Origin of the sequence: Luteimonas galliterrae (genome assembly GCF_023374055.1) — a bacterium.
GTDB lineage: Bacteria > Pseudomonadota > Gammaproteobacteria > Xanthomonadales > Xanthomonadaceae > Luteimonas_C > Luteimonas_C galliterrae.
The window spans coordinates 1,583,850-1,603,990 of record NZ_JAMBEP010000001.1 but is presented as its reverse complement, the minus strand read 5'-3'; the positions used below and the strand labels follow the sequence as shown (position 1 = coordinate 1,603,990).

The window sequence follows — 20,141 nt, the reverse complement described above, 5'->3', positions numbered from 1 at the left end:
AACCGCAGGAAGGCCGCGATGACGCGCCGCCTGCCCACCATCCACGGCATCACCGAACACGACGCCGGGCCGTACCGCATGGAGCGGCTGGACCTCGAGTTCGGCAACGGCGAGCGCCGTAGCTTCGAGCGCCTGCACGGCCGCGGCCATGGCGCGGTGGCGGTGGTGCCGATGCTCGACGACGAGACCGTGCTGCTGGTGCGCGAGTACGCGGCCGGCGTGCATCGTTACGAACTGGGCCTGGTCAAGGGCCGGATCGACGCCGGCGAGACGCCGGAGCAGGCGGCCGACCGCGAACTGAAAGAGGAAGCCGGCTACGGCGCGCGTTCGCTCGTCGTGCTGCGCTCGCTGTCGCTGGCGCCGACCTATATGAGCCACCAGACCGCGCTCGTCGTCGCGCGCGACCTGTATCCCGAACGCCTGCCCGGCGACGAACCGGAGGAACTGGAAGTGGTGCCGTGGAAGCTCGACGATTTGCACCAACTGATCTTGCGCGAGGATTTTTCCGAAGGCCGCTCGATCGCCGCGTTGTTCATCGCCCGCGAATGGCTGAGGCAGGGCGATGCCGGCGAACGCTGACCGGATCGGTGACAGCCTGCGCGAAGGCGTGATCGCGCTCGCGCGCGAAGCCGCTGCGGCCATACTCGAAGTCTACGAAAGCGCTTTCGATGTGGAGCGCAAATCCGATGCGAGCCCGCTGACCGCCGCCGACCTGGCCGCGCACCGTTGCATCGTCGCCGGACTGGCGCGGCTTGCGCCGGACATTCCGACGCTCTCCGAAGAGGCCGCCGAAGAGACGCCGACCGCCGAGCGCCGCGCGTGGCGCCGGCTCTGGCTGGTCGATCCGCTCGACGGCACCCGCGAGTTCGTCAAGCGCAACGGCGAATTCACCGTCAACATCGCGTTGATCGACGAAGGCGTTCCCGTCTTCGGCGTGATCCAGGCGCCGGTCACCGGCCAGCTGTGGCATGCGCAGCTCGGGCGCGGCGCTTTCCGCCGCGATGGCGATAACGAAACGCCGGTCGCCGTACGCATGCCGGCCACGGCGCCGCTGCGCGTGGCAGCCAGCCGCTCGCACCGCGACCTGCGCACCGAGGCGCTGATGTCGCGCATCGGCGAGGTCGAAACGGTGGCGCTGGGCTCCTCGCTCAAATTCTGCCGGCTCGCAGAAGGCGGCATGGATGTCTATCCGCGTTTCGGGCCGACCAGCGAGTGGGATACCGCGGCGGGGCAGTGCATCCTGGAAGCGGCCGGCGGCTGCGTGATCGATCCCAAGGGAAGGCCCTTGCGCTACAACCAGCGCGATACCATTCTCAATGGCGATTTTTTGGCGTTGGGCGATACCGCGTTGCCGTGGCGGGACTGGCTCTGAAAAGCCGTCATTCCCGCCTTCGCGGGAATGACGGCTTGAAAGCAAAGCGCAAGCCTTCGGAGCAGCAAACGTGACCGAGCGAATACACGACATCCAACGCCTGCTCGACATCATGGCCCGCCTGCGCGACCCGGAGAACGGCTGTCCCTGGGACGTCGAACAGACCTTCGCCACGATCGCGCCATACACCATCGAGGAAGCCTACGAAGTCGCCGACGCGATCGACCGCAACGATCTGCATGCGCTGAAGGACGAACTCGGCGACCTGTTGCTGCAGGTCGTGTTCCATGCGCGCATGGCGGAAGAGCAGGGCGCGTTCGCGTTCGCCGATGTGGCGGCCGCGATCGGCGACAAGATGACCCGGCGCCATCCGCATGTCTTCGGTGACGAAGCGGTCGCTGATGCCGCGGCGCAAACGTTGGCCTGGGAAGAGCACAAACGCCGCGAGCGCGAAGCCAAGGGCGACGAAGACGCTTCCGCGCTGGCCGGCATCGCGCGCGGCATGCCGGAATGGCAGCGCGCGGTGAAGCTGCAAAACCGTGCGGCGAAAGTCGGGTTCGATTGGCCGGGCCCCGCGCCGGTGATCGAGAAGCTGCACGAGGAGATCGAGGAAGTCCGCGCCGAGTTCGCCGCGCTGGCCGAACATCCGGGCGACGCCAGCGCGCAGTACCGGCTGGAAGACGAAATCGGCGATCTGCTGTTCGTCTGCGCCAATCTGGCCCGCCATGCGAAGGTCGACGTCGGCACCGCGCTGCGCCGCGCCAACCTCAAATTCGAGCGCCGTTTCCGCGCCATGGAGGCCCTCGCGCAGGCCGACGGCACGCCGCTTGCGGGTTTGCCGCTGGAGATGCAGGATCGCTATTGGGGCCGGGCCAAGGCCGCCGAAAAATCGAGCTGAGGTACCAGGCTTTTTGTGGGAGCGGCTTTAGCCGCGAGCTCTTGGTTCCTGGTCTGCGATTCTTGAAAAGCTCGCGGCCAAAGCCGCTCCCACAGAGTCGCCGCATCGGAGGAGGGATATGAGCCGCTTCACCAGTTTCCGCGAGTTCTATCCGTTCTATCTCAGCGAACACCGCAACACCGTCAGCCGCCGCTTGCACTTCATCGGCAGTTGCGGCGTGCTTGCGCTGGTGGCGGTCGCCATCGTGCAGCGCAATGGCTGGTGGCTGCTGGCGGCTTTGTTTTGCGGCTACGGTTTCGCCTGGATCGGCCATTTCTTCTTCGAGAAGAACCGGCCGGCTACCTTCAAGCATCCGCTGTATTCGTTCATGGGCGACTGGGTGATGTTCAAGGACATCATTGCCGGAAAGATTAAATTCTGACGTAGGGTGGGCCTTGGCCCACCGTCGTTCCGCCGGATGATCGCGGCGAATGTGCGAAGTTGCGATGGTCGGCCAAGGCCCACCCTACGGTTCCATGAAGATCAGCCAGGCCGCTACCGCGATCAGCGCAAAACCGGCCCAATGGTTCCACTTCAACGGCTGGCCCAGATAGCCGGCCGAGAACGCCGCGAAGACCAGCAGCGTGATCACCTCCTGCATGCCTTTGAGCTGCGGCGCCGAATAGATCGCGCTGCCCATGCGGTTGGCCGGCACCTGCAGGCAGTATTCGAAGAAGGCGATGCCCCAGCTGGCCAGGATCGCCCAGAACAGGGGCGTGGTCTTGTATTTCAGGTGCCCATACCAGGCGAAAGTCATGAAGATGTTCGAGCCCAGCAGCAGCAGGACAGGCAGCAGTCGTTCGGGGGACATGGCGGGTTCCTTCAGGGTCATGAATAGCGTAGCGGGTACGTCTTCACGTCGTCTCGACCGGGCCATTGGCACCTTTCACAAAGCTGAAGGAACGGGGGCGGTATGAGGAACCCACAAGAGCCTGCCGGGCTCGTATTGATCGTCGAAGACAACCGCAATATTTCGGAAATGGTCGGCGAGTATCTGGAAGGCCGCGGTTTCGAGGTCGACTATGCGGCGGACGGCCTCGATGGCTATCGCCTGGCCACCGAAAACAACTACGACGTGGTCGTGCTGGACCTGATGCTGCCGCGGCTGGACGGCATCGAAGTCTGCCGCCGCCTGCGCGAAGAAGCGCGCAAATCGACGCCGGTGCTGATGCTGACCGCGCGCGACACGCTCGACGAGAAGCTCACCGGCCTGGGCGCCGGCGCCGACGATTACCTGACCAAGCCGTTCGCGATCCAGGAGCTCGAAGCGCGCCTGCGCGCGCTGATCCGGCGCGAGCGTCGCCAGGTGGGCGCCGAAGTGCTCAAGGTCGCCGACCTGGTGCTCGATCCGGCCAGCCTGCGCGCCACCCGCGGCGGCACCGAGCTGCAGCTGTCGCCGATCGGCCTGAAGCTGCTGACGATCCTGATGCGCGAATCGCCGCGCGTGGTCAGCCGCCAGGAGATCGAGCGCGAAATCTGGGGCAACGGCCTGCCGGATTCGGACACCTTGCGCAGCCATCTGTACAACCTGCGCAAGACCATCGACAAGCCGTTCGACCGGCCGTTGCTGCATACCGTGCAAAGCGCCGGCTATCGCATCGCGGACATCGAACACCCGCCCGCCTGATCCGCCATGCCGCAGGCGCTGTCCCGCAAGTTCAAGCGCGCCTTCGTGCTGCAGGCGGTCATCGCCAGCGTGGTGATCGTGATCGGCGTGTTCGCGATCAACGCGGTGCTCAAGCGCAACCTGCTGGAGCGGCGGCTGCAGTCGCAGTCCGCCGAATACTGGCAGTCGTGGGAACGCGATCCGCAGCGGGCGCAGCCGCTGGGCATCGTGGTCAAGGGTTACGTGGTGCCGCGCGGCGCGAACGCCGACACGTTGCCATCGGAGATAAAGGGATTCGGCGCCGGTTTCCACGAAATGCCCGGGCGCAACCAGGCGGTGTACGTGGACGAGCGTCCCGCGGGCCGTCTGTACCTGGTTTACAACGAAGGCTTCGTCGACGAGCTCACTTTGTGGCTGGGCGTGGTGCCGACCGGGCTGGCGTTGCTGGTGCTCTATGCGGTGACCTGGCTGACGTATCGCACGTCGCGCAAGTTGGTCGAACCCGTGTCATGGCTTGCGCGCGAGGTCGCGCGCTGGGATCCGCGCCAACCCGATGCCGGCCGGCTCGCGCCCGAACGGCTGCCCGCCGCGCTCGAAGGCGAAGTCAGGCAGCTGGCCAATGCGCTGCACGACCTGGCGGTGCGCGTCGGCGCCTTCGTCGCGCGCGAGCGCGCGTTCACGCGCGACGCCAGCCACGAACTGCGCACGCCGCTGACCGTGATCCGCGTGGCTTCGGACCTGCTGCTGGCCGATCCCGACCTGCCGCCGCGCACGCACCGCTCGCTGCAGCGCGTGCAATTCGCCGGACGCGATATGGAAGCGGTGATCGACGCGTTCCTGGTGCTCGCGCGCGAAGCCGACGTGGCGCCGCAGAGCGAGGACTTCAGCGTCCGCGACGTGGTCTACGAGGAAGTGGTCAACGTGCGCCCGCTGCTGGCCGGCAAGTCGGTGCAATTGGACGTGATCGAGGACGCATCGCCGCGGCTGCATGCGCCGCCGCGCGTGCTCGGGGTGATGGTCGGCAACCTGCTCGGCAACGCCTGCCAGTTCACCGACGAGGGACGCATCGAGGTGCGGATCGGAAGCGACCGCATCGTGGTGCGCGACACCGGCATCGGCATGAGCCGCGAAGAACTGGACAAGGCGTTCGAGCCGTTCTACCGCGCCGACCAGCAGCATCCGGTCGGCAAAGGCATTGGCCTGTCGATCGTGCGTCGGCTCGGCGAGCGCTTCGGCTGGCCGGTCACCCTGGTCAGCGCGCCTGGCGAAGGCACCACGGCGACCATCGCCTTCGCGTAGGTGGGCCTTGGCCCACCATCCTGATCTCCAAAGTCGATAACGAATATCGGCGCAGGGCGCTTCGGACTCGCCTGCGAACATCCGCTCGGCGTGTTGTGCTGCGATGGTGGGCCAAGGCCCGCCGATCCGTTGCTTTCGTCGGTCGTGCGACCCTTCCTCTCGTCAGTGCATCTACGGCCGGACGCGCCGGAACTATCGGCTCCCGTTAAGCTCTACTGTCAACCCATTCAGGACGGGCGCGTTAGCGTCCGTCGACTCCCTGCGACCGGAAAGCATGAGCGCACCCCGTAAAGCCCCCCATTCCCGTCTAGGCCGCCGCATCGGCATCGCCGTGGCCCTGCTGGCGTTGCTTGCGGCCGGACTCTGGTTCTGGAACCAGCGCAAGGCCGGCGCGGCCGAAAGCGGCTATCGCACCAGCGCGGTCGAGCGCGGCGACATCCGGGTGGCGATTTCCGCCACCGGCACGCTCAGCGCGATTTCCACGGTCACGGTCGGCAGCCAGATTTCCGGGCAGGTGACCGATGTGCTGGTCGACTTCAACGACCGGGTCAAGAAGGACCAAATCATCGCCAAGATCGATCCGGCCAGCTACGAGGCGCAGATCCAGCAGGGCAATGCCGCCATCGCCAGCGCGCAAGCGTCCTTGCGGCAAATGCAGGCCACGCTGCGCAACGCGGAACTCGACTACCAGCGCAAGGCCGACCTGGGCAAGCAGAAACTGGTCGCGCAGAGCGACGTGGATCTGGCCCGCGCCGCGCGCGATCAGGCGCAGGCACAGGTCAATTCGGCGCAGGCCCAGATCCGCCAGCAGACCGCATCGACGCAAACCACGCGCATCAACCTGGGCCGCACCGTGATCCGCTCGCCGGTGGACGGCGTGGTGCTGACCCGTACGATCGAGCCCGGGCAGACGGTCGCGGCCAGCCTGCAGGCGCCGGAGTTGTTCAAGATCGCCGAAGACCTGGCCAAGATGAAGATCGAGCTGGCCGTAGACGAAGCCGACATCGGCCAGGTCAAGGTCGGCCAGGCCGTGTCGTTCACCGCCGACGCATTCGCCGACCGCCAGTTCAAAGGCGTGGTCGACCAGGTGCGGCTATCGGCGACCACCACCAACAACGTGGTCACGTATCCGGTCGTCGTCACTGTCGACAATAGCGATGGTACGTTGCTGCCGGGCTTGACCGTCAATGCCGAAATCGAGGTCAGCCGCCGCAATAACGTATTGAAGGTGTCCAACGCGGCGTTGCGCTACAAGCCGGCCAGCGAAGAGGGCAGCAATGCGGCGGCTCCGCAAACGGTGACGATGCGCGGTGGCGGCATGGCCGACGACCTCGTCCGCGTCGCCGCGGGGCTCAAGCTCAATGCCGAGCAACAGGCCACGTTCGATACCGCGATCGAGGCGATGCGCCAACGCCAGGCCGCGCGCATGGCGCCGCAGGCCGGCAACGGCGGCAGCAGCCTGTTCGGCCGCGGCGGCAGCGGTGGCGGCATGCGCATCGTGATGGGCGGTGCCGGCGGCGATATCCAGGCGCAGATCCGCCAGCGCATGATCGAACGCACAAACCAGCAGTTCGCGCCGTTCCGCGCCACCCTGACGCCAGGCCAGCAGAAGCAATGGGATGCGCAGATCTCCGAACTGGTCGGCGCCAAGCGCGCGCCGCTGTACAAATTGGTCGACGGCAAGCCGCAGATGACGATGGTCCGTGTCGGCGCCAGCGACGGCACCAGCACCGAAGTGTCGGGCGACATCAAGCAGGACGACCTGGTGGTGACCGGCGAACGCGCCGCGGCGAGCGGGCAGTCTTCCGCTCGCGCGGCACCGGGAGGCGGTGGATGAACGATGCCAACGCCGTCGCGGTGATCCGCACCCACGCGCTGGGCAAGGTCTACTCGCCCGGCACCGAAGCCGAAGTCGTGGCGCTGAAGGGCGTGGAGCTGCGGATCGATCGCGGCGATTTCGTCGCGATCATGGGTCCGTCCGGTTCGGGCAAATCGACGCTGATGAACCTGATCGGCTGCCTGGACACGCCCAGCAGCGGAAGCTACGAGTGCGATGGCGTCGACGTGTCCACGCTCGACGCGGAAGACCTCGCGGTGCTGCGCCGGGACAAGATCGGATTCGTGTTCCAGGGCTTCAACCTGCTGCCGCGGATGAGCGCGCTGGAGAACGTGGCGATGCCGCTGGGCTACGCGCAGGTGCCGCCGGCCGAACGCCTGCGCCTGGCGCAGGAAGCGCTGGCCGCGGTCGGCCTGTCCGACCGTGCCGGGCACCGCCCGACCGAACTGTCCGGCGGCCAGCAGCAGCGCGTGGCGATTGCCCGCGCGCTGATCAACAAACCGCCGATCATCCTGGCCGACGAACCCACCGGGGCGCTCGATTCCAAGACCGGCGAGGAGATCCTGGCCCTGTTCAAGCGCCTGCGCGACGAGGACCATACGGTGGTGCTGATCACCCACGACGCCGAAGTGGCCGCGCACGCCGACCGCATCTACCTGATGCACGACGGCGAGCTGCACGCGCAGGAGCGGGCGGCGGCATGAACTTCGCGGACATCCTGCGCACAGCGATTTTCGCCTTGCGGGGCAACTGGATGCGCAGCGCGTTGACCTCGCTCGGCGTGATCATCGGCATCGCAGCGGTGATCGTGATGGTGTCGGTGGGCCAGGGCACGCAGGCCGAAATCGACAAGCTGGTGTCGGGCCTGGGCTCGCAGCGGCTCGACATCTCGCCCGGTTCCAACCGCGGCGCCGGCGGCGTGCGCATGAGCGCGAGCAGCTTCTTCACCCTCAGCGAAGGCGACGTCGACGCGATCCGCAACGAGATCCCGGAAGTGCAGTACGTGGCCGGAGCGCTGCGCGGCGGGACCCAGGTGGTGTTCGCCGAGAACAACTGGTCCAGCAACTGGCAGGGCGTGCAGCCGGATTTCTTCGAGATCAACGGCTGGGCGATCGCCAACGGCGAGTTGTTCGACGCGCAGGATTACAGCAGCGCGGCCAAGGAAGTGATTCTGGGCGAAACGGTGCGCCGCGAGCTGTTCGGAGAGGACAGCGGCATCGGCCAGACGATCCGCCTGGGCCGGGTGCCGTTCACCGTGATCGGCACGCTGGCTCCGAAAGGGCAGGGCGGCTTCGGCCAGGACCAGGACGATGTGATCATGGTGCCGCTGGAAACCGGCCGGCGCCGCTTGATGGGCATGATGGGCCTGCCGCCCAGCGCGGTGATGCAGATCGCGCTGACCGTGACCGACGCCAAGGACCTCACTTACGCGCAGACCGAGGTCGAGGCCTTGCTGCGCCAGCGCCACAAGATCAAGCCCGGCGACGACGACGACTTCACCGTGCGCAACATCTCCGAGATCGTGGCCACGCGCACGCAGACCACGCGGCTGATGTCGCTGCTGCTGGGCGCGGTGGCCACTATCTCGCTGATCGTGGGCGGCATCGGCATCATGAACATCATGCTGGTGTCGGTGACCGAGCGCATCCGCGAAATCGGCCTGCGCATGGCGGTCGGCGCGGGGCCCAGCGATGTGCGCCGGCAGTTCCTGGCCGAAGCGATGCTGATTTCGCTGATCGGAGGCGTGATCGGCATCGTGCTGGGCATCGTCGGCGCGTTGGCCGTGGGCCAGTTCAGCGAATTGCCGGTCGCGTTGAACGAGAAGGTGATCGGACTGGCGGCGGGTTTCTCGATCGCTACGGGCTTGTTCTTCGGCTATTACCCGGCGCGCAAGGCGTCGCAGCTCGATCCGATCGAGGCGTTGCGCCAGCAGTAATCCCGTCGTTTGTAGAGCGGAGCTTGCTCCGCTGCTTTTGCTGTTGGGTTTGTCGGCTCTGCCGGCCGTTCCGGCCGGGGTTTCGTCCGCTAAAACCGCGGCCGAGTTACTTTCTTTTTGTGGGGCCCAAAAAGAGAAGTAACCAAAGAAAAAGGGCCTTTGGAAGGTATCCCGGCGATGGGATTACCTCGTGTTCTTGGCCACCGCTCGCCAGCCCTCGGGATTCCTCCGTCGCTTCGACATTCAGATTCGGGGCGATCGACCAGAACGCCTCCTTAGCGCAACTCCGCAAAAGCCACGTCACCACAATCGCGGCGAATCAAAATCTAGTACCTGCGTAAGAAGGTCACCCACGACGAAAGCAGGTCCGCTGGCGGACTTACAGGTGCGACGCATCGCACCGCAGTTCAGGCCCTTTCTTGGGTTACTTTCTTTGGGCCAGCAAAGAAAGTGACCCGGGCGCAGCCCGGAAGCCTTTTTCCATGGCGCGAGTCGCAGCGCAACCCGCAAGGACGCGGGCCTGGATCCCGGCCTTCGCCGGGATGACGGCTTAGGGGCAAGGGCAAGAGCAACATGGGTCCCAGCGTTCGCTGGGATGACGTCTTTAAGACCGAACGGCCTAAGAGCAACGACTTAGGAGCGAGGGACTTAAGAGCGAACGGCTTAAGAGCGAACGGCTTAAGAGCGAACGGCTTAAGAACGAGGGCAGCGGACCAAGCTCCGCTCTACGCAGCCGAAGCGAGAGCAGCGGGCAAGCCCTGCTCTACAAAAAATCGGAGCAAGACAGCGGGCAAGCCCCGCTCTACGACGCAGCGGCAAAGAACCGTACTATTTCAGGTGAGGCGCAACGATTCGCCGCCATAGCGCGTAGCCGTCGCGATTCATATGCAGGCGATCCTCGACGAACAACTCCGGACGAGGCCTGCCGCCGGCGTCCAGCATCGGCGTAGCCACGTCGACGAATTCGACCCGAGGCCACCTAGCCGCTTCGGCGCGTATCGCGGCATTGGCCTCCCGTTGCGTCGCCAGCTGCGATTCGCGAGACGGACTGGGCTTGATCGACAGATAGACGATGGGCACATCGGGCAAATCGCTGCGGATGCGCGCGACCACCGCGCGGAAATCGGACAGCACCTGCTGCGCATCGCGGCCGGCGTTGATGTCGTTGTCGCCGCCGTAGATCACGATCATGCGCGGCCGGTACTGGATCGCCAGGGTGTCCGCGTAGTGCGCCACATCGCGCAGTTGCGAACCGCCGAAGCCGCGGTTGAGCGTCGGCACGCCGGGGAAATCCTCGGCCAGGGTCTGCCATAGCCGGATCGAGGAACTGCCGGTGAACACGACCGGCCGCTGAGGAGGCGGATCGGCGGCATCCTGGGCCGCGAATGCGGCCAGATCAACGGTCCAGTCGGCCGATGGCGGATCGAGCGGGGGCGGGGATGGCGTTGTGGCCGACGGATTGGCCGCACAGCCGGCGGCCAGCGTCAGGACCGCGAACAGGGCGACAAAAATCAGCTGTGCGGCACGCGCTCGCATGGTCGGTTTCCGGTGGGGTTCGCGTCAGTGAAACAGCCCGGTCATCGCATTGCAAACCGGCGGGCACAGGTCGAAGGGGCTCGTCGTATGGCAAAATCGCCGGGTTCTGCACACGCCAGCCCGAGACCCTACATGCTCGACCCGACGCGGCTCGCCCTCGAGCCATCACCGCACGATCGCAGCAGTGTCGTTCCCGTAACCCCCGCCATTCCGTTTCTCCATCGCATTGCGCGGCAGGAGGCTTGAGCGCAGCCATGGCGGACGAATTCGGCCATCTGCCGCGCGGCCCGGTGCGGATCATGAAAGCGGCGGTCTGGTCGCTGCAGGGCCTGCGCGCGGCGTGGCTGCACGAATCCTCGTTCCGGCTCGAGGTCTACCTGTTCGCGATCCTGGCGCCGATCGGCTGGTGGCTCGGCACGGGCGGCGTGGAGCGTGCGCTGCTGATCGGTTCGATGCTGTTGGTGCTGAGCATAGAGTTGCTGAATTCCGCGGTCGAAGCGGTGATCGAACGCTACGGCCCCGAGCACCACGAATTGGCCGGACGCGCCAAGGACATGGGCTCGGCCGCGGTGTTCGTGCTGATGATGAACGTTCTGCTGGTCTGGGGCGCGATCCTCGGCCCGCGCTACCTCTTTTGACGTGAGATACGAATGGATCTGAGTTTCCTGGCTTCTCCCGATGCATGGCTGACGCTGGTCACCTTGAGCGCGCTGGAAATCGTGCTCGGCATCGACAACCTGGTGTTCATCTCGATCGCGGTCGGGCGCCTGCCCGAACACCGCCGCCCGGTGGCGCGCAAGATCGGCATCGCGGTGGCGTGCATCACGCGCATCCTGCTGTTGATCATGCTGGCGTTCCTGGCGCGGATGGAGCGGGACCTGTTCATGCTGTTCGGCATGGGCATCTCGATCCGCGACCTGGTGCTGATCCTGGGCGGCATATTCCTGGTGGTGAAAGGCACGCTGGAGATCCGCGACCTGATCAGCGGCGGCGAGGACGAGGATCCGCGGACCACCAAGGCGTCGCAGGTGTTTTGGGTGGTGATCGCGCAGATCGCGGTCATCGACATCGTGTTCTCGCTGGATTCGGTGATCACCGCGGTCGGCATGGCCCAGCACATTCCGATCATGGTGTTCGCGATCCTGCTGGCGGTGGCAATCATGCTGCTGGCCGCCAACCCGCTGGGCAAGTTCATCGACGAGAACCCGACGGTGAAGATGCTGGCATTGGCCTTCATCCTGCTGATCGGCGCGGTGCTGATCCTGGACGGCCTGTCGGTGCACGTGCCCAAGCCCTACATCTACTTCGCGATGGGCTTCTCGGTGCTGGTCGAATGGCTCAACCTGCTGATGCGCCGCCGCGCGGCTTCGCACAGGATCCCCGGCGCCGGGCAGTGGTAGGCGTCCCGCTGTTCCTCCCCCTATGAAAAAGGGGGACCGAGGGGGATTTGCCCTCCGCTCTTCGTAGGAGCGGCTTTAGCCGCGAGCTCTTGATTCGACAAGATCAAGAGCTCGCGGCTAAAGCCGCTCCTACGAAAAACTACAGCAAGGGCAATCCTCCCTTTTTCAAAGGGGGAAATAACAAAGGCGCCCCCTTCACAGGGATACGGCACAATGCGCCGGTCTTCCCCCAGGAGCCGTGCCATGCGTGCCGTTTCCCCTTTCCGCCTGATCCTGCTGACCCTGCTCGCGGTATTGCTGTCCGGCTGCGGCTACAACCAGATCCAGCAGAAGGACGAAGCGGTCAAGGCCGGCTGGTCCGAAGTGCTCAACCAGTACAAGCGCCGCGCCGACCTGATCCCCAACCTGGTCAGCACGGTGAAGGGCTATGCGGCGCACGAACAGCAGGTCCTCACCGCCGTGACCGAGGCCCGCGCCAAGGTCAGCCAGATCAACGTCAATGCGGACGATGCCGAATCGTTGGCCAAGTTCCAACAGGCGCAGGGCGAACTGTCCAGCGCGCTGTCGCGGCTGATGGTGGTGACCGAAAACTATCCCAACCTGAAGGCCGACCAGTCGTTCCTCGGCCTGCAGACGCAACTGGAAGGCACCGAGAACCGGATCACCGTCGCGCGCGGCCGTTACATCCAGGTGGTGCAGGACTACAACACCTATATCCGCTCGTTCCCGCAGAACCTGGTCGCGATGATGTTCGGCTACAAGCCCAAGCCGAATTTCACCGTCGAGAACGAGCGCGCGATCCAGGAAGCGCCTGCGGTCGATTTCGGCCAGCCGCAACAACCCGCGCAGCCGCAGCAACCGCAGCCGGCGCAGTGATCTGAGCCGCGGTTGAAGACGATGGCTTCGCGCAAGCCCGCGCTCGCATGGGCGGCAGCGTTCGCGCTGTTGCTCGCGTGCGTGGCGCCGTCGCTCGCGTTCGCGCAGCAGGCCGCGATCCCGCCGCTGACCTCGCCGGCGATCGACACCACCGGCACGCTCACCGCCGAACAGAAGCAGCAGATCGAACAACAGGCGCTGGCCCTGCAGCAACGCAAAGGCAGCCAGCTGCAGGTGCTGATGGTGCCGACCACGCAGCCCGAAACGATCGAGCAATACGCGGTGCGCGCGTTCGAGCAGTACAAGATCGGCCGCAAGGGTGTCGACGACGCGGTGCTGCTGGTCGTGGCCAAGGACGACCGCAAGGTCAAGATCGAAGTAGGCTACGGCTTGGAAGGCGCGATCCCGGACATCACAGCCGGCCGTGTCATCCAGGAGTATCTCGCGCCGAAATTCCGGGCCGGCGATTACGGTGGCGGCCTCATCGATGCGACCGCCGTGCTCGCCAAACTGATCGACGACGAACCGCTACCCGAACCGATGGCCCAGCCGCGCGAAGGCGAGGGCGATAGCGGCGGCAATTGGGTATTCGCCCTGTTCGTGGCCTTGATCGCGGCCAACCTGGTGCGCGGCGTGTTCCGGCGAGCGCCTGCCGGCATCCGTGGCGTCCTGACCGGCGGCGCGGCGGGCGGTGCGGCCTGGCTGATTTCGTCCTTGCTGGGCCTGGGCATCGCTGCGGGCGTGATCGGGCTCGTGTATGGCCTGGTAAGCGTTTCGGCCGGACGTTTTGCGCGGGGCGGCGGCGACTGGGGCGGCTTCGGCGGCGGTGGCTTCGGAGGTGGCGGTTTCGGCGGGGGCGGCGGCTTCGGCGGCGGTGGAGGCGGCTGGTCCGGCGGCGGCGGCATGAGCGGAGGCGGCGGCGCCTCGGGGAGTTGGTGATGGCGATGTCCCTGACCCGGCTGCTGCGTCACTTGTTCGCGCGCCCGGCGCATGGCCTGTATCCGCCGGACAGTCTGCAGCGGATCGCCGACGCGATCGCCGAAGGCGAAAACCGCCATCGCGGCGAGGTGTGTTTCGCGGTGGAATCGGCGTTGCCGGCGCGGCAGGCGTTGATGGGCCGCGACGCGCGCCATCGCGCCGCTGAAGTTTTCGGGCAATTGGGCGTCTGGGATACGGCCGCCAACAACGGTGTGTTGGTGTACCTGCTGCTGGCCGACCATCGCATAGAAATCGTCGCGGACCGCGGGTTGGAGGGCCGGATCAGCGCCGAGCAATGGCGCGGCATCTGCCAGATGATGGAAGAGCGTTTGAAGGCCGGAGAGCCGGAAGCGGCGGCGGTGCGCGCCGTGGCGGCGGTATCGGGCCTGCTGGCGGAACATTTCCCGCGCGCGGCCGGCGATCCAGACGACAACGAGCTGCCGGACCTGCCCAGGATCCTCGATTAAGCGCGCTGCGCTTCGTAGGAGCGGCTTCAGCCGCGAGCTTCTCATGTCGAGGCGATCTCGCCAGAAGAGCTCGCGGCTGAAGCCGCTCCTACAAGAAGCCGCTCTCACAGAAAGGCCGCCCCTCCAAAAACCGCGGCCTCGGGCACAATAGGCCATCGCCGGCTTCCCGATTTTTCGCCTGATGATCGTCCTCCACCAGATCGACCCGATCGCCTTGTCGCTGGGCCCGCTGCAAGTCCACTGGTACGGCATCATGTACTTGCTCGGCTTCGCCGCCGCTTGGTTCCTGGGCCGCAGCCGCATCCGTGCCGGCCGCTTGCCCGGCGCGGACACCAACGCCTACGGCGACCTGATGTTCTACGCGATGCTCGGCGTGGTGCTGGGCGGACGCATCGGCTATGTGCTGTTCTACAGCTTCGGCGCCTTCCTTGAAAATCCGCTGATGCTGTTCAAGGTGTGGGAAGGCGGGATGAGCTTCCACGGCGGCCTGCTCGGCGTGTTCGCCGCGGTTGCGTGGTGGGCGCGGCGGCATCGCCTGCACGTGTTCGACGTGGTCGACTTCATCGCGCCGCTGGTTCCGCCCGGGCTCGGTTTCGGGCGGCTGGGCAACTACATCGGCGGCGAGTTGTGGGGCAAATACACGCAGGCCGGTTGGGGCGTGGTCTTTCCGCGCGCGGAACGCGAACTCGCAAACCTGGATCCGGCTCAGTTGCAGGCGCAATACGCCGCCGGCGCGCTGGATCATTTCGCGCGGCATCCTTCGCAGCTCTATCAGGCCACGTTGGAGGGCTTGGTGATGTTCTGCGCCCTGTGGTGGTTCTCCCGCCGGCCGCGGCCGCGTTATGCCGTCGCCGGATTGTTCGCGCTGCTGTACGGCTTGTTCCGTTTCGCGGTCGAATTCGTGCGCGTTCCGGACGAGCAGCTCGGCTACCTCGCGTTCGGCTGGGTGACCATGGGCCAGGTGCTGAGCCTGCCGCTGGTGGCGCTGGGCCTGTTCTGGCTGTGGCGCTCGCGCAGCGCGCCGACGCTGCAGCCCCAGCCCGCTAGCGAGGCCGCCTGATGCGCCAGTACCTGGACCTGCTGCGCCACGTGCTCGAGAACGGCGCCGAGAAAGGCGACCGCACCGGCACCGGCACGCGCAGCGTCTTCGGTTGGCAGCTGCGCTTCGATCTGAACGAAGGCTTCCCGCTGGTCACCACCAAGAAGCTGCACCTGCGCTCGATCGTGCACGAGCTGCTGTGGTTCCTGCGCGGCGAAACCAACATCGCGTACCTGAAGGAAAACAAGGTTTCGATCTGGGACGAGTGGGCCGACGCGAACGGCGAACTCGGCCCGGTGTACGGCAAGCAATGGCGGCGCTGGGCGGCGCCCGGCGGCCGCGAGATCGATCAGATGCGCTGGGTAGTGGACGAGATCAAGCGCAATCCGGACTCGCGGCGCCTGATCGTCAGCGCCTGGAACGTCGCCGACTTGCCCGACATGGCGCTGATGCCCTGCCACACGATGTTCCAGTTCTACGTGGCGGGCGGCAAGCTCAGCTGCCAGCTGTACCAGCGCAGCGGCGACATTTTCCTCGGCGTGCCGTTCAACATCGCCAGCTACGCCTTGCTGACGCACATGGTCGCGCAGGCGACCGGCCTGGGCGTCGGCGATTTCGTGCATACGCTCGGCGATGCGCACCTGTATTCGAACCACTTCGACCAGGCGCGCGAGCAGTTGTCGCGGGAGCCGCGCGCGCTGCCGAAACTCGCGCTGAATCCGGACGTGAACGACCTCTTCGCTTTCACGTACGACGATATCGCGATCGAGGGCTACGATCCGTTGCCCGCTATCAAGGCGCCGGTCGCGGTCTGATATTGGTCCCCGGCTACGGCCATTTCGTCCCGCGATGCTGGCCGTCGGCAGACGAGTGCGATGCAATGCCTTCCGCACAGGTGCTGTCCGGAGGAGCAAATGAGCATCGCAGGCTGGCATAACGCCGTGGAGCGTCGTTTGGCAGGCCAGCATGGCGTCGGCCTGCTGATCCTGCGTATCGTGATGGGCGGGCATCTGATGTTCATGACGCAGGACAATGTGTTTTCGTGGGCGCGGATGCTCGAGTTCCGCGATTTCCTGGCGCAGTTCGGTTTTCCCTTTCCGTTGTTCTGCGCGGTGCTGTCGGTGATCGGACAGTTCGGCGGCGGCCTGGCGCTGGTGCTCGGACTCTGCACGCGTTTCGCAGGCGCGATCGTGGCCTTCAACTTCGTCGTCGCGATCGTGATGGTCGATTCGAAACAAGCTTATCCCGGCGCGTTCGCCGCGCTCGCTTTGGTCGCGGCGGGCTTGTGCCTGGTGTTCGCCGGCGCGGGCCGCTATTCGCTGGATCGAAGTTGGCGCAAACTAGCGCGATGAAACTGTCGTTGATCGCCGCGCTGGACCGCAACGCCGCCATCGGCAAGGGCAACGCCTTGCCCTGGCATCTGCCCGACGATCTGAAACGCTTCAAACGGCTGACGCTGGGCAAGCCGGTGCTGATGGGCCGCAAAACCGCCGCGTCGCTCGGCCGCGCGCTGCCGGGGCGGCCCAATCTGGTGCTGACGCGATCCGGAAACGCGCCGTTCGAAGGCATGCAGGCCGTCGATACGCTCGACGCCGCGCTGCAGGCGGCAGGCGACGACGGCGCGCAGGAACTGTGCGTCATCGGCGGCGCCGAGATCTACGCGCTGACCTTGCCGTCGGCCGATGCGCTGTATCTGACCCATGTCGACACCGTGGTCGAAGGCGCGGATACCTTCTTCCCGGATTTCGATCGCAACGGATGGCGCATCGCATCGCGCGAAAGCCGCCGCGCCGACGCCAAGCACGCTTTCGATTTCGAATTCGTCGATTACTTGCGCGCCTGAGGCGAAGGCGCCGGCACGTTGCGCCCCGGCACCTGCACGACGCGCAAATCCTCGCTGTCCAGCTGCAGCGCGGTCAGCTTGCCGCCCCAGACCGCGCCGGTGTCCAGCGCATGCACGCCGTGGCCGATGAACAGGCCCAGCGTCGACCAGTGCCCGCAAACGATCTTCAGCGTGCGCTCGGCCCGTCCCGGGACTTCGTACCACGGATACAGACCCGGCGGCTGCGTGCCGGGTGCGCCCTTGGCGTCGAAGGCGATGCGCCCGCGCGGCGTGCAATAGCGCAGCCGGGTGAACACGTTGATGATGGCGCGGTCGCGCTCGACGCCGGACAGCTTGGGCGACCACGACGGCTGGTCGCCGTACATGTTCTTCAGCAGCTTGCGGTAGCCGTCGCCGCGCAGCCGCTGTTCGACTTCGCGCGCATGCTTTTCCGCCAACGATACGGTCCATTTGGGCGCCAGGCCGGCGTGCACCATCATCCAGCCCAGATCGTGCTCGGCGTGCAGCAGCGGTTGCGAGCGCAGCCAGTCCAGCAGCACGTCGCGATCTTCGGCGAACAGTACGCGCTGCAGGTCCGGATTGACCTTGCGTTGCTCTTCGGGACGGCGCTCGCCGATCGCCAGCAGCGACAGGTCGTGGTTGCCGAGCACGGTGACGCAGTTCGCGCGCAGCGAATGCACCAAGCGCAAGGTTTCCAGCGACTCGCCGCCGCGGTTGACCAGGTCGCCGCAGAACCAGAGCCGGTCGGCCGCCGGATCGAAATGGATGCGATCGAGCAGGCGCCGCGTCGGTTCGTAACAGCCCTGCAGATCGCCTATTGCCCAGACGGCCATATCGGCTTAATGAAGCGTGCGCGGTGTCGACAGCGTGAACGCCGGGATCGGCGCCTCGAAGCGCGTGCCGTCGTCGGCGAGCATGTCGTAGCTGCCTTGCATGGTGCCCAGGCTGGTTTCCAGGATGGTGCCCGAGGTGTACTGGAAATCCTCGCCCGGCCGCAGCCAGGGCTGTTCGCCGACGACGCCTTCGCCCTCGACTTCTTCGATCTTGCCGTTGGCGTCGGTGATCACCCAATGGCGGCCGAGCAGGCGCGCCGGCACGCGCCCGCTATTGCGGATGCTGATGGTGTAGGCGAACACGAAGCGGCCCTCGTCGGGCGCGGATTGGTCGTCCAGGTAGCGCGTCGCGACGTCGATGTCGAAGGCGTAGTCGGTGTTGTCCATGCCGACAGTGTAAGCGAGCGGCGTGAACGCCTGGACTATGCGGTCGGCAGATTGGCGAGACGGACGAAGCCGGCGACGTCGACCTGTTCGGCGCGCAGCCCCGGTTCCAGGCCCGCGGCTTCGATCGCCGCGGCATCGGCCACGCCGTTAAGCGCATTGCGCAAGGTCTTGCGGCGTTGGCCGAAGGCGGCGCGCACCACGGCGGCGAAACGAGCGCGGTCGGCGATGCCGATCTCGGCCTCGGCGCGCGGTACCAACCGCACGACGGCCGAATCCACCTTCGGCGGCGGCCGGAATGCGCCCGGCGGCACCTTGAACAGCGGCGTTACGCGGCAATAGGCCTGCAGCATCACGCTCAGCCGGCCGTAGACCTTGCTGCCGGGTGCGGCGGCCATGCGGTCGACGACTTCCTTCTGCAGCATGAAGTGCATGTCGCGGATCGCCGCCGCGTGATCGAGCGCATGGAACAGGATCGGCGAGGAGACGTTGTAGGGCAGGTTACCGACCAGCCGGATCGGTTCGCCTTGCGCCAGCGCGGTCAGGTCGACGTTCAACGCATCGGCCGAGACCAGGGTCAGCCGGCCGACGTCGCTCGCCGCAGCGGCCAGCGGCACCAGCAAGTCGCGGTCGAACTCGATCGCGGTCAGCGCGCCGTGGCGCGCCAGCAACGGCAGGGTCAGCGCGCCCTGGCCGGGGCCGATCTCGACGATGCGGTCGCCGGGCCGCGGATCGATCGCCAGGATGATCTTGTCGATCACGCCGCGCTCGTGCAGGAAGTGCTGGCCCAGCGATTTCTTGGGCGGCTCGCTGAAATGCGTCATCGCGCGCGCCTGCTGCCGGCGATTCGAGCGCAGGTCTCCACCGCCGCGAACAGGCTCGACGGATCGGCGCGGCCGCTGCCGGCCAAATCGAGCGCGGTGCCGTGATCGACGGCGACGCGCGGATAGGGCAGGCCCAGGGTGAGATTGACCGCGCGCTCGAAGCCGCTGTACTTCAGCACCGGCAGGCCCTGGTCGTGGTACATGGCCAACACCGCGTCGAAGCCGGCCAGCTTGGTCGGCAGGAAGGCGGTATCGGCGGGCAATGGGCCGATCAGCTGCAGGCCCTCCGCGCGCAGCGCGTCCAGGGCGGGCACGATCACATCGATTTCTTCGCGTCCCAGATGGCCGGCTTCGCCGGCATGCGGGTTGAGGCCGAGCACGGCGATGGTCGGCGTCGCGATGTCGAAATCGTCGCGCAACGCGGCATGCATGATACGCAGCTGGCGGATCAGGCTATCGCGGGTGATCGCATCGGCCACCGAGCGCAGCGGCAGGTGCGTGGTCGCCAGCGCCACGCGCGCGGTGTCGTTGGCGAGCATCATCACCACTTCGCAGCCTGCTTGCGTCGCCAGCAATTCGGTAGTGCCGGTGTAGGCGATGCCGCCGGCGTTGATCGTGGCTTTGTGCACGGGCCCGGTGACCAGGCCGTCGAAATCGCCGCGCAGGCAACCGCCTGCAGCGGAAAGCAGGGCGCCGATCACTGCTCGCGCATTGCGCGGATCGGGTTCGCCGAAGCGGGCGGGAGCGGCGTTGGAGAATGGGTACAGCACGATATCGCCGGGGCGCTCGACGGCGGCATCGCGATGCAGCAGGCGCAGCGGCAACGACAAGGCGGCGGCTGCCGCAGTCAGTGTGTCGGCATCGGCGAAAACGGTGATCCGGCAATCGTCGCGCCGCTGCTGCGCCAGGCGCACGCAAAGCTCGGGGCCGACCCCGGCCGGCTCGCCCGCGACGAGGGCAAGCCGCGGGCGCAT

General features: G+C 66.3%; 22 protein-coding genes and 2 pseudogenes. 18 read left to right on the top strand and 6 right to left on the bottom strand.

Going from position 1 to position 20,141, the window contains the following annotated elements; genetic code table 11:
* Positions 1 to 18: 18 nt before the first annotated feature.
* From nudE to M2650_RS07495, 4 genes are all read left to right on the top strand, one after another.
* Complete coding sequence (nudE, locus tag M2650_RS07510) at positions 19 to 579, top strand: ADP compounds hydrolase NudE (protein ID WP_249472968.1); 561 nt, start codon at positions 19 to 21, stop codon at positions 577 to 579.
* A complete protein-coding gene (gene cysQ / locus M2650_RS07505; RefSeq protein ID WP_249472966.1) occupies positions 563 to 1,372 on the top strand; it encodes a 3'(2'),5'-bisphosphate nucleotidase CysQ in 810 nt (269 codons plus the stop codon). Before nudE ends, cysQ begins: the two co-directional genes overlap by 17 nt.
* A gap of 70 nt (positions 1,373 to 1,442) precedes the next feature.
* Positions 1,443 to 2,270: a nucleoside triphosphate pyrophosphohydrolase gene (gene mazG, locus M2650_RS07500; RefSeq protein ID WP_345779844.1), complete on the top strand. Its 828-nt coding sequence runs from the start codon at positions 1,443 to 1,445 to the stop codon at positions 2,268 to 2,270.
* Between the two features lie 118 nt (positions 2,271 to 2,388).
* Positions 2,389 to 2,691 carry an Mpo1-like protein gene (locus M2650_RS07495; RefSeq protein WP_249472963.1) on the top strand — a complete coding sequence of 101 codons (303 nt, stop codon included), beginning with the start codon at positions 2,389 to 2,391 and terminating at the stop codon, positions 2,689 to 2,691.
* A gap of 84 nt (positions 2,692 to 2,775) precedes the next feature.
* Here the strand turns inward: M2650_RS07495 and M2650_RS07490 are convergent, their stop codons facing one another.
* Positions 2,776 to 3,120: a DMT family protein gene (locus M2650_RS07490; RefSeq protein ID WP_249472962.1), complete on the bottom strand. Its 345-nt coding sequence runs from the start codon at positions 3,118 to 3,120 to the stop codon at positions 2,776 to 2,778.
* 102 nt (positions 3,121 to 3,222) lie between these two features.
* Here M2650_RS07490 and M2650_RS07485 point away from each other — a divergent pair, with 102 nt between their 5' ends.
* From M2650_RS07485 to M2650_RS07465, 5 genes are all read left to right on the top strand, one after another.
* Complete coding sequence (locus M2650_RS07485; RefSeq protein ID WP_249472960.1) at positions 3,223 to 3,936, top strand: response regulator transcription factor; 714 nt, start codon at positions 3,223 to 3,225, stop codon at positions 3,934 to 3,936.
* 6 nt (positions 3,937 to 3,942) lie between these two features.
* Positions 3,943 to 5,214, top strand: a complete 1,272-nt coding sequence (locus tag M2650_RS07480) for a sensor histidine kinase (protein WP_249472959.1) — start codon at positions 3,943 to 3,945, stop codon at positions 5,212 to 5,214.
* A 274-nt stretch (positions 5,215 to 5,488) separates the two neighbouring features.
* Entirely contained in the window at positions 5,489 to 7,051 is a 1,563-nt protein-coding gene (locus M2650_RS07475; RefSeq protein WP_249472957.1) for an efflux RND transporter periplasmic adaptor subunit, read from the top strand.
* Positions 7,048 to 7,755, top strand: coding sequence for an ABC transporter ATP-binding protein (locus M2650_RS07470; protein WP_249472955.1), 708 nt, complete (start codon positions 7,048 to 7,050; stop codon positions 7,753 to 7,755). The genes M2650_RS07475 and M2650_RS07470 overlap by 4 nt, the downstream gene beginning before the upstream one ends.
* On the top strand, positions 7,752 to 8,987 hold the full coding sequence (locus tag M2650_RS07465) for an ABC transporter permease (protein WP_249472953.1): 1,236 nt from the start codon (positions 7,752 to 7,754) through the stop codon (positions 8,985 to 8,987). The genes M2650_RS07470 and M2650_RS07465 overlap by 4 nt, the downstream gene beginning before the upstream one ends.
* A gap of 828 nt (positions 8,988 to 9,815) precedes the next feature.
* Here M2650_RS07465 and M2650_RS07460 read toward each other — a convergent pair.
* Positions 9,816 to 10,523: a GDSL-type esterase/lipase family protein gene (locus M2650_RS07460; RefSeq protein WP_249472951.1), complete on the bottom strand. Its 708-nt coding sequence runs from the start codon at positions 10,521 to 10,523 to the stop codon at positions 9,816 to 9,818.
* 254 nt (positions 10,524 to 10,777) lie between these two features.
* Here M2650_RS07460 and M2650_RS07455 point away from each other — a divergent pair, with 254 nt between their 5' ends.
* The 9 genes and pseudogenes from M2650_RS07455 to M2650_RS07415 form a co-directional block, all read left to right on the top strand.
* Positions 10,778 to 11,161 (top strand): diacylglycerol kinase, encoded by a 384-nt coding sequence (locus M2650_RS07455; RefSeq protein ID WP_249472949.1) that lies wholly within the window; start codon positions 10,778 to 10,780, stop codon positions 11,159 to 11,161.
* Positions 11,162 to 11,173: 12 nt separating this feature from the next.
* The gene (locus M2650_RS07450; RefSeq protein ID WP_249472947.1) at positions 11,174 to 11,923 is read left to right on the top strand and encodes a TerC family protein; all 750 of its coding nucleotides are present in this window, start codon (positions 11,174 to 11,176) and stop codon (positions 11,921 to 11,923) included.
* Between the two features lie 243 nt (positions 11,924 to 12,166).
* Positions 12,167 to 12,799: a LemA family protein gene (locus tag M2650_RS07445; RefSeq protein ID WP_249472945.1), complete on the top strand. Its 633-nt coding sequence runs from the start codon at positions 12,167 to 12,169 to the stop codon at positions 12,797 to 12,799.
* Positions 12,800 to 12,820: 21 nt separating this feature from the next.
* Positions 12,821 to 13,738 carry a TPM domain-containing protein gene (locus M2650_RS07440; RefSeq protein WP_249472944.1) on the top strand — a complete coding sequence of 306 codons (918 nt, stop codon included), beginning with the start codon at positions 12,821 to 12,823 and terminating at the stop codon, positions 13,736 to 13,738.
* Complete coding sequence (locus M2650_RS07435; protein ID WP_249472942.1) at positions 13,738 to 14,244, top strand: TPM domain-containing protein; 507 nt, start codon at positions 13,738 to 13,740, stop codon at positions 14,242 to 14,244. Before M2650_RS07440 ends, M2650_RS07435 begins: the two co-directional genes overlap by 1 nt.
* A 181-nt stretch (positions 14,245 to 14,425) precedes the next feature.
* Positions 14,426 to 15,304 (top strand): prolipoprotein diacylglyceryl transferase, encoded by an 879-nt coding sequence (gene lgt, locus M2650_RS07430; protein ID WP_249472940.1) that lies wholly within the window; start codon positions 14,426 to 14,428, stop codon positions 15,302 to 15,304.
* The gene (locus M2650_RS07425) at positions 15,304 to 16,098 is read left to right on the top strand and encodes a thymidylate synthase (protein ID WP_249472938.1); all 795 of its coding nucleotides are present in this window, start codon (positions 15,304 to 15,306) and stop codon (positions 16,096 to 16,098) included. The genes lgt and M2650_RS07425 overlap by 1 nt, the downstream gene beginning before the upstream one ends.
* A gap of 99 nt (positions 16,099 to 16,197) precedes the next feature.
* Entirely contained in the window at positions 16,198 to 16,635 is a 438-nt protein-coding gene (locus tag M2650_RS07420) for a DoxX family protein (protein WP_249472936.1), read from the top strand.
* A pseudogene (locus M2650_RS07415) lies at positions 16,632 to 17,060 on the top strand (dihydrofolate reductase); the annotation flags it as partial. The gene M2650_RS07420 and the pseudogene M2650_RS07415, both read left to right, overlap by 4 nt.
* A 7-nt stretch (positions 17,061 to 17,067) precedes the next feature.
* Here the strand turns inward: M2650_RS07415 and M2650_RS07410 are convergent.
* The 4 genes and pseudogenes from M2650_RS07410 to pdxA all read right to left on the bottom strand — a co-directional run.
* Positions 17,068 to 17,959 (bottom strand): annotated as a pseudogene (locus M2650_RS07410) (symmetrical bis(5'-nucleosyl)-tetraphosphatase); the annotation flags it as partial.
* Positions 17,960 to 17,965: 6 nt separating this feature from the next.
* Complete coding sequence (gene apaG, locus M2650_RS07405; protein ID WP_249472933.1) at positions 17,966 to 18,346, bottom strand: Co2+/Mg2+ efflux protein ApaG; 381 nt, start codon at positions 18,344 to 18,346, stop codon at positions 17,966 to 17,968.
* Positions 18,347 to 18,381: 35 nt separating this feature from the next.
* Positions 18,382 to 19,167 (bottom strand): 16S rRNA (adenine(1518)-N(6)/adenine(1519)-N(6))-dimethyltransferase RsmA, encoded by a 786-nt coding sequence (gene rsmA / locus M2650_RS07400; RefSeq protein ID WP_249472932.1) that lies wholly within the window; start codon positions 19,165 to 19,167, stop codon positions 18,382 to 18,384.
* The gene (gene pdxA / locus M2650_RS07395; protein ID WP_249472930.1) at positions 19,164 to 20,141 is read right to left on the bottom strand and encodes a 4-hydroxythreonine-4-phosphate dehydrogenase PdxA; all 978 of its coding nucleotides are present in this window, start codon (positions 20,139 to 20,141) and stop codon (positions 19,164 to 19,166) included. Before pdxA ends, rsmA begins: the two co-directional genes overlap by 4 nt.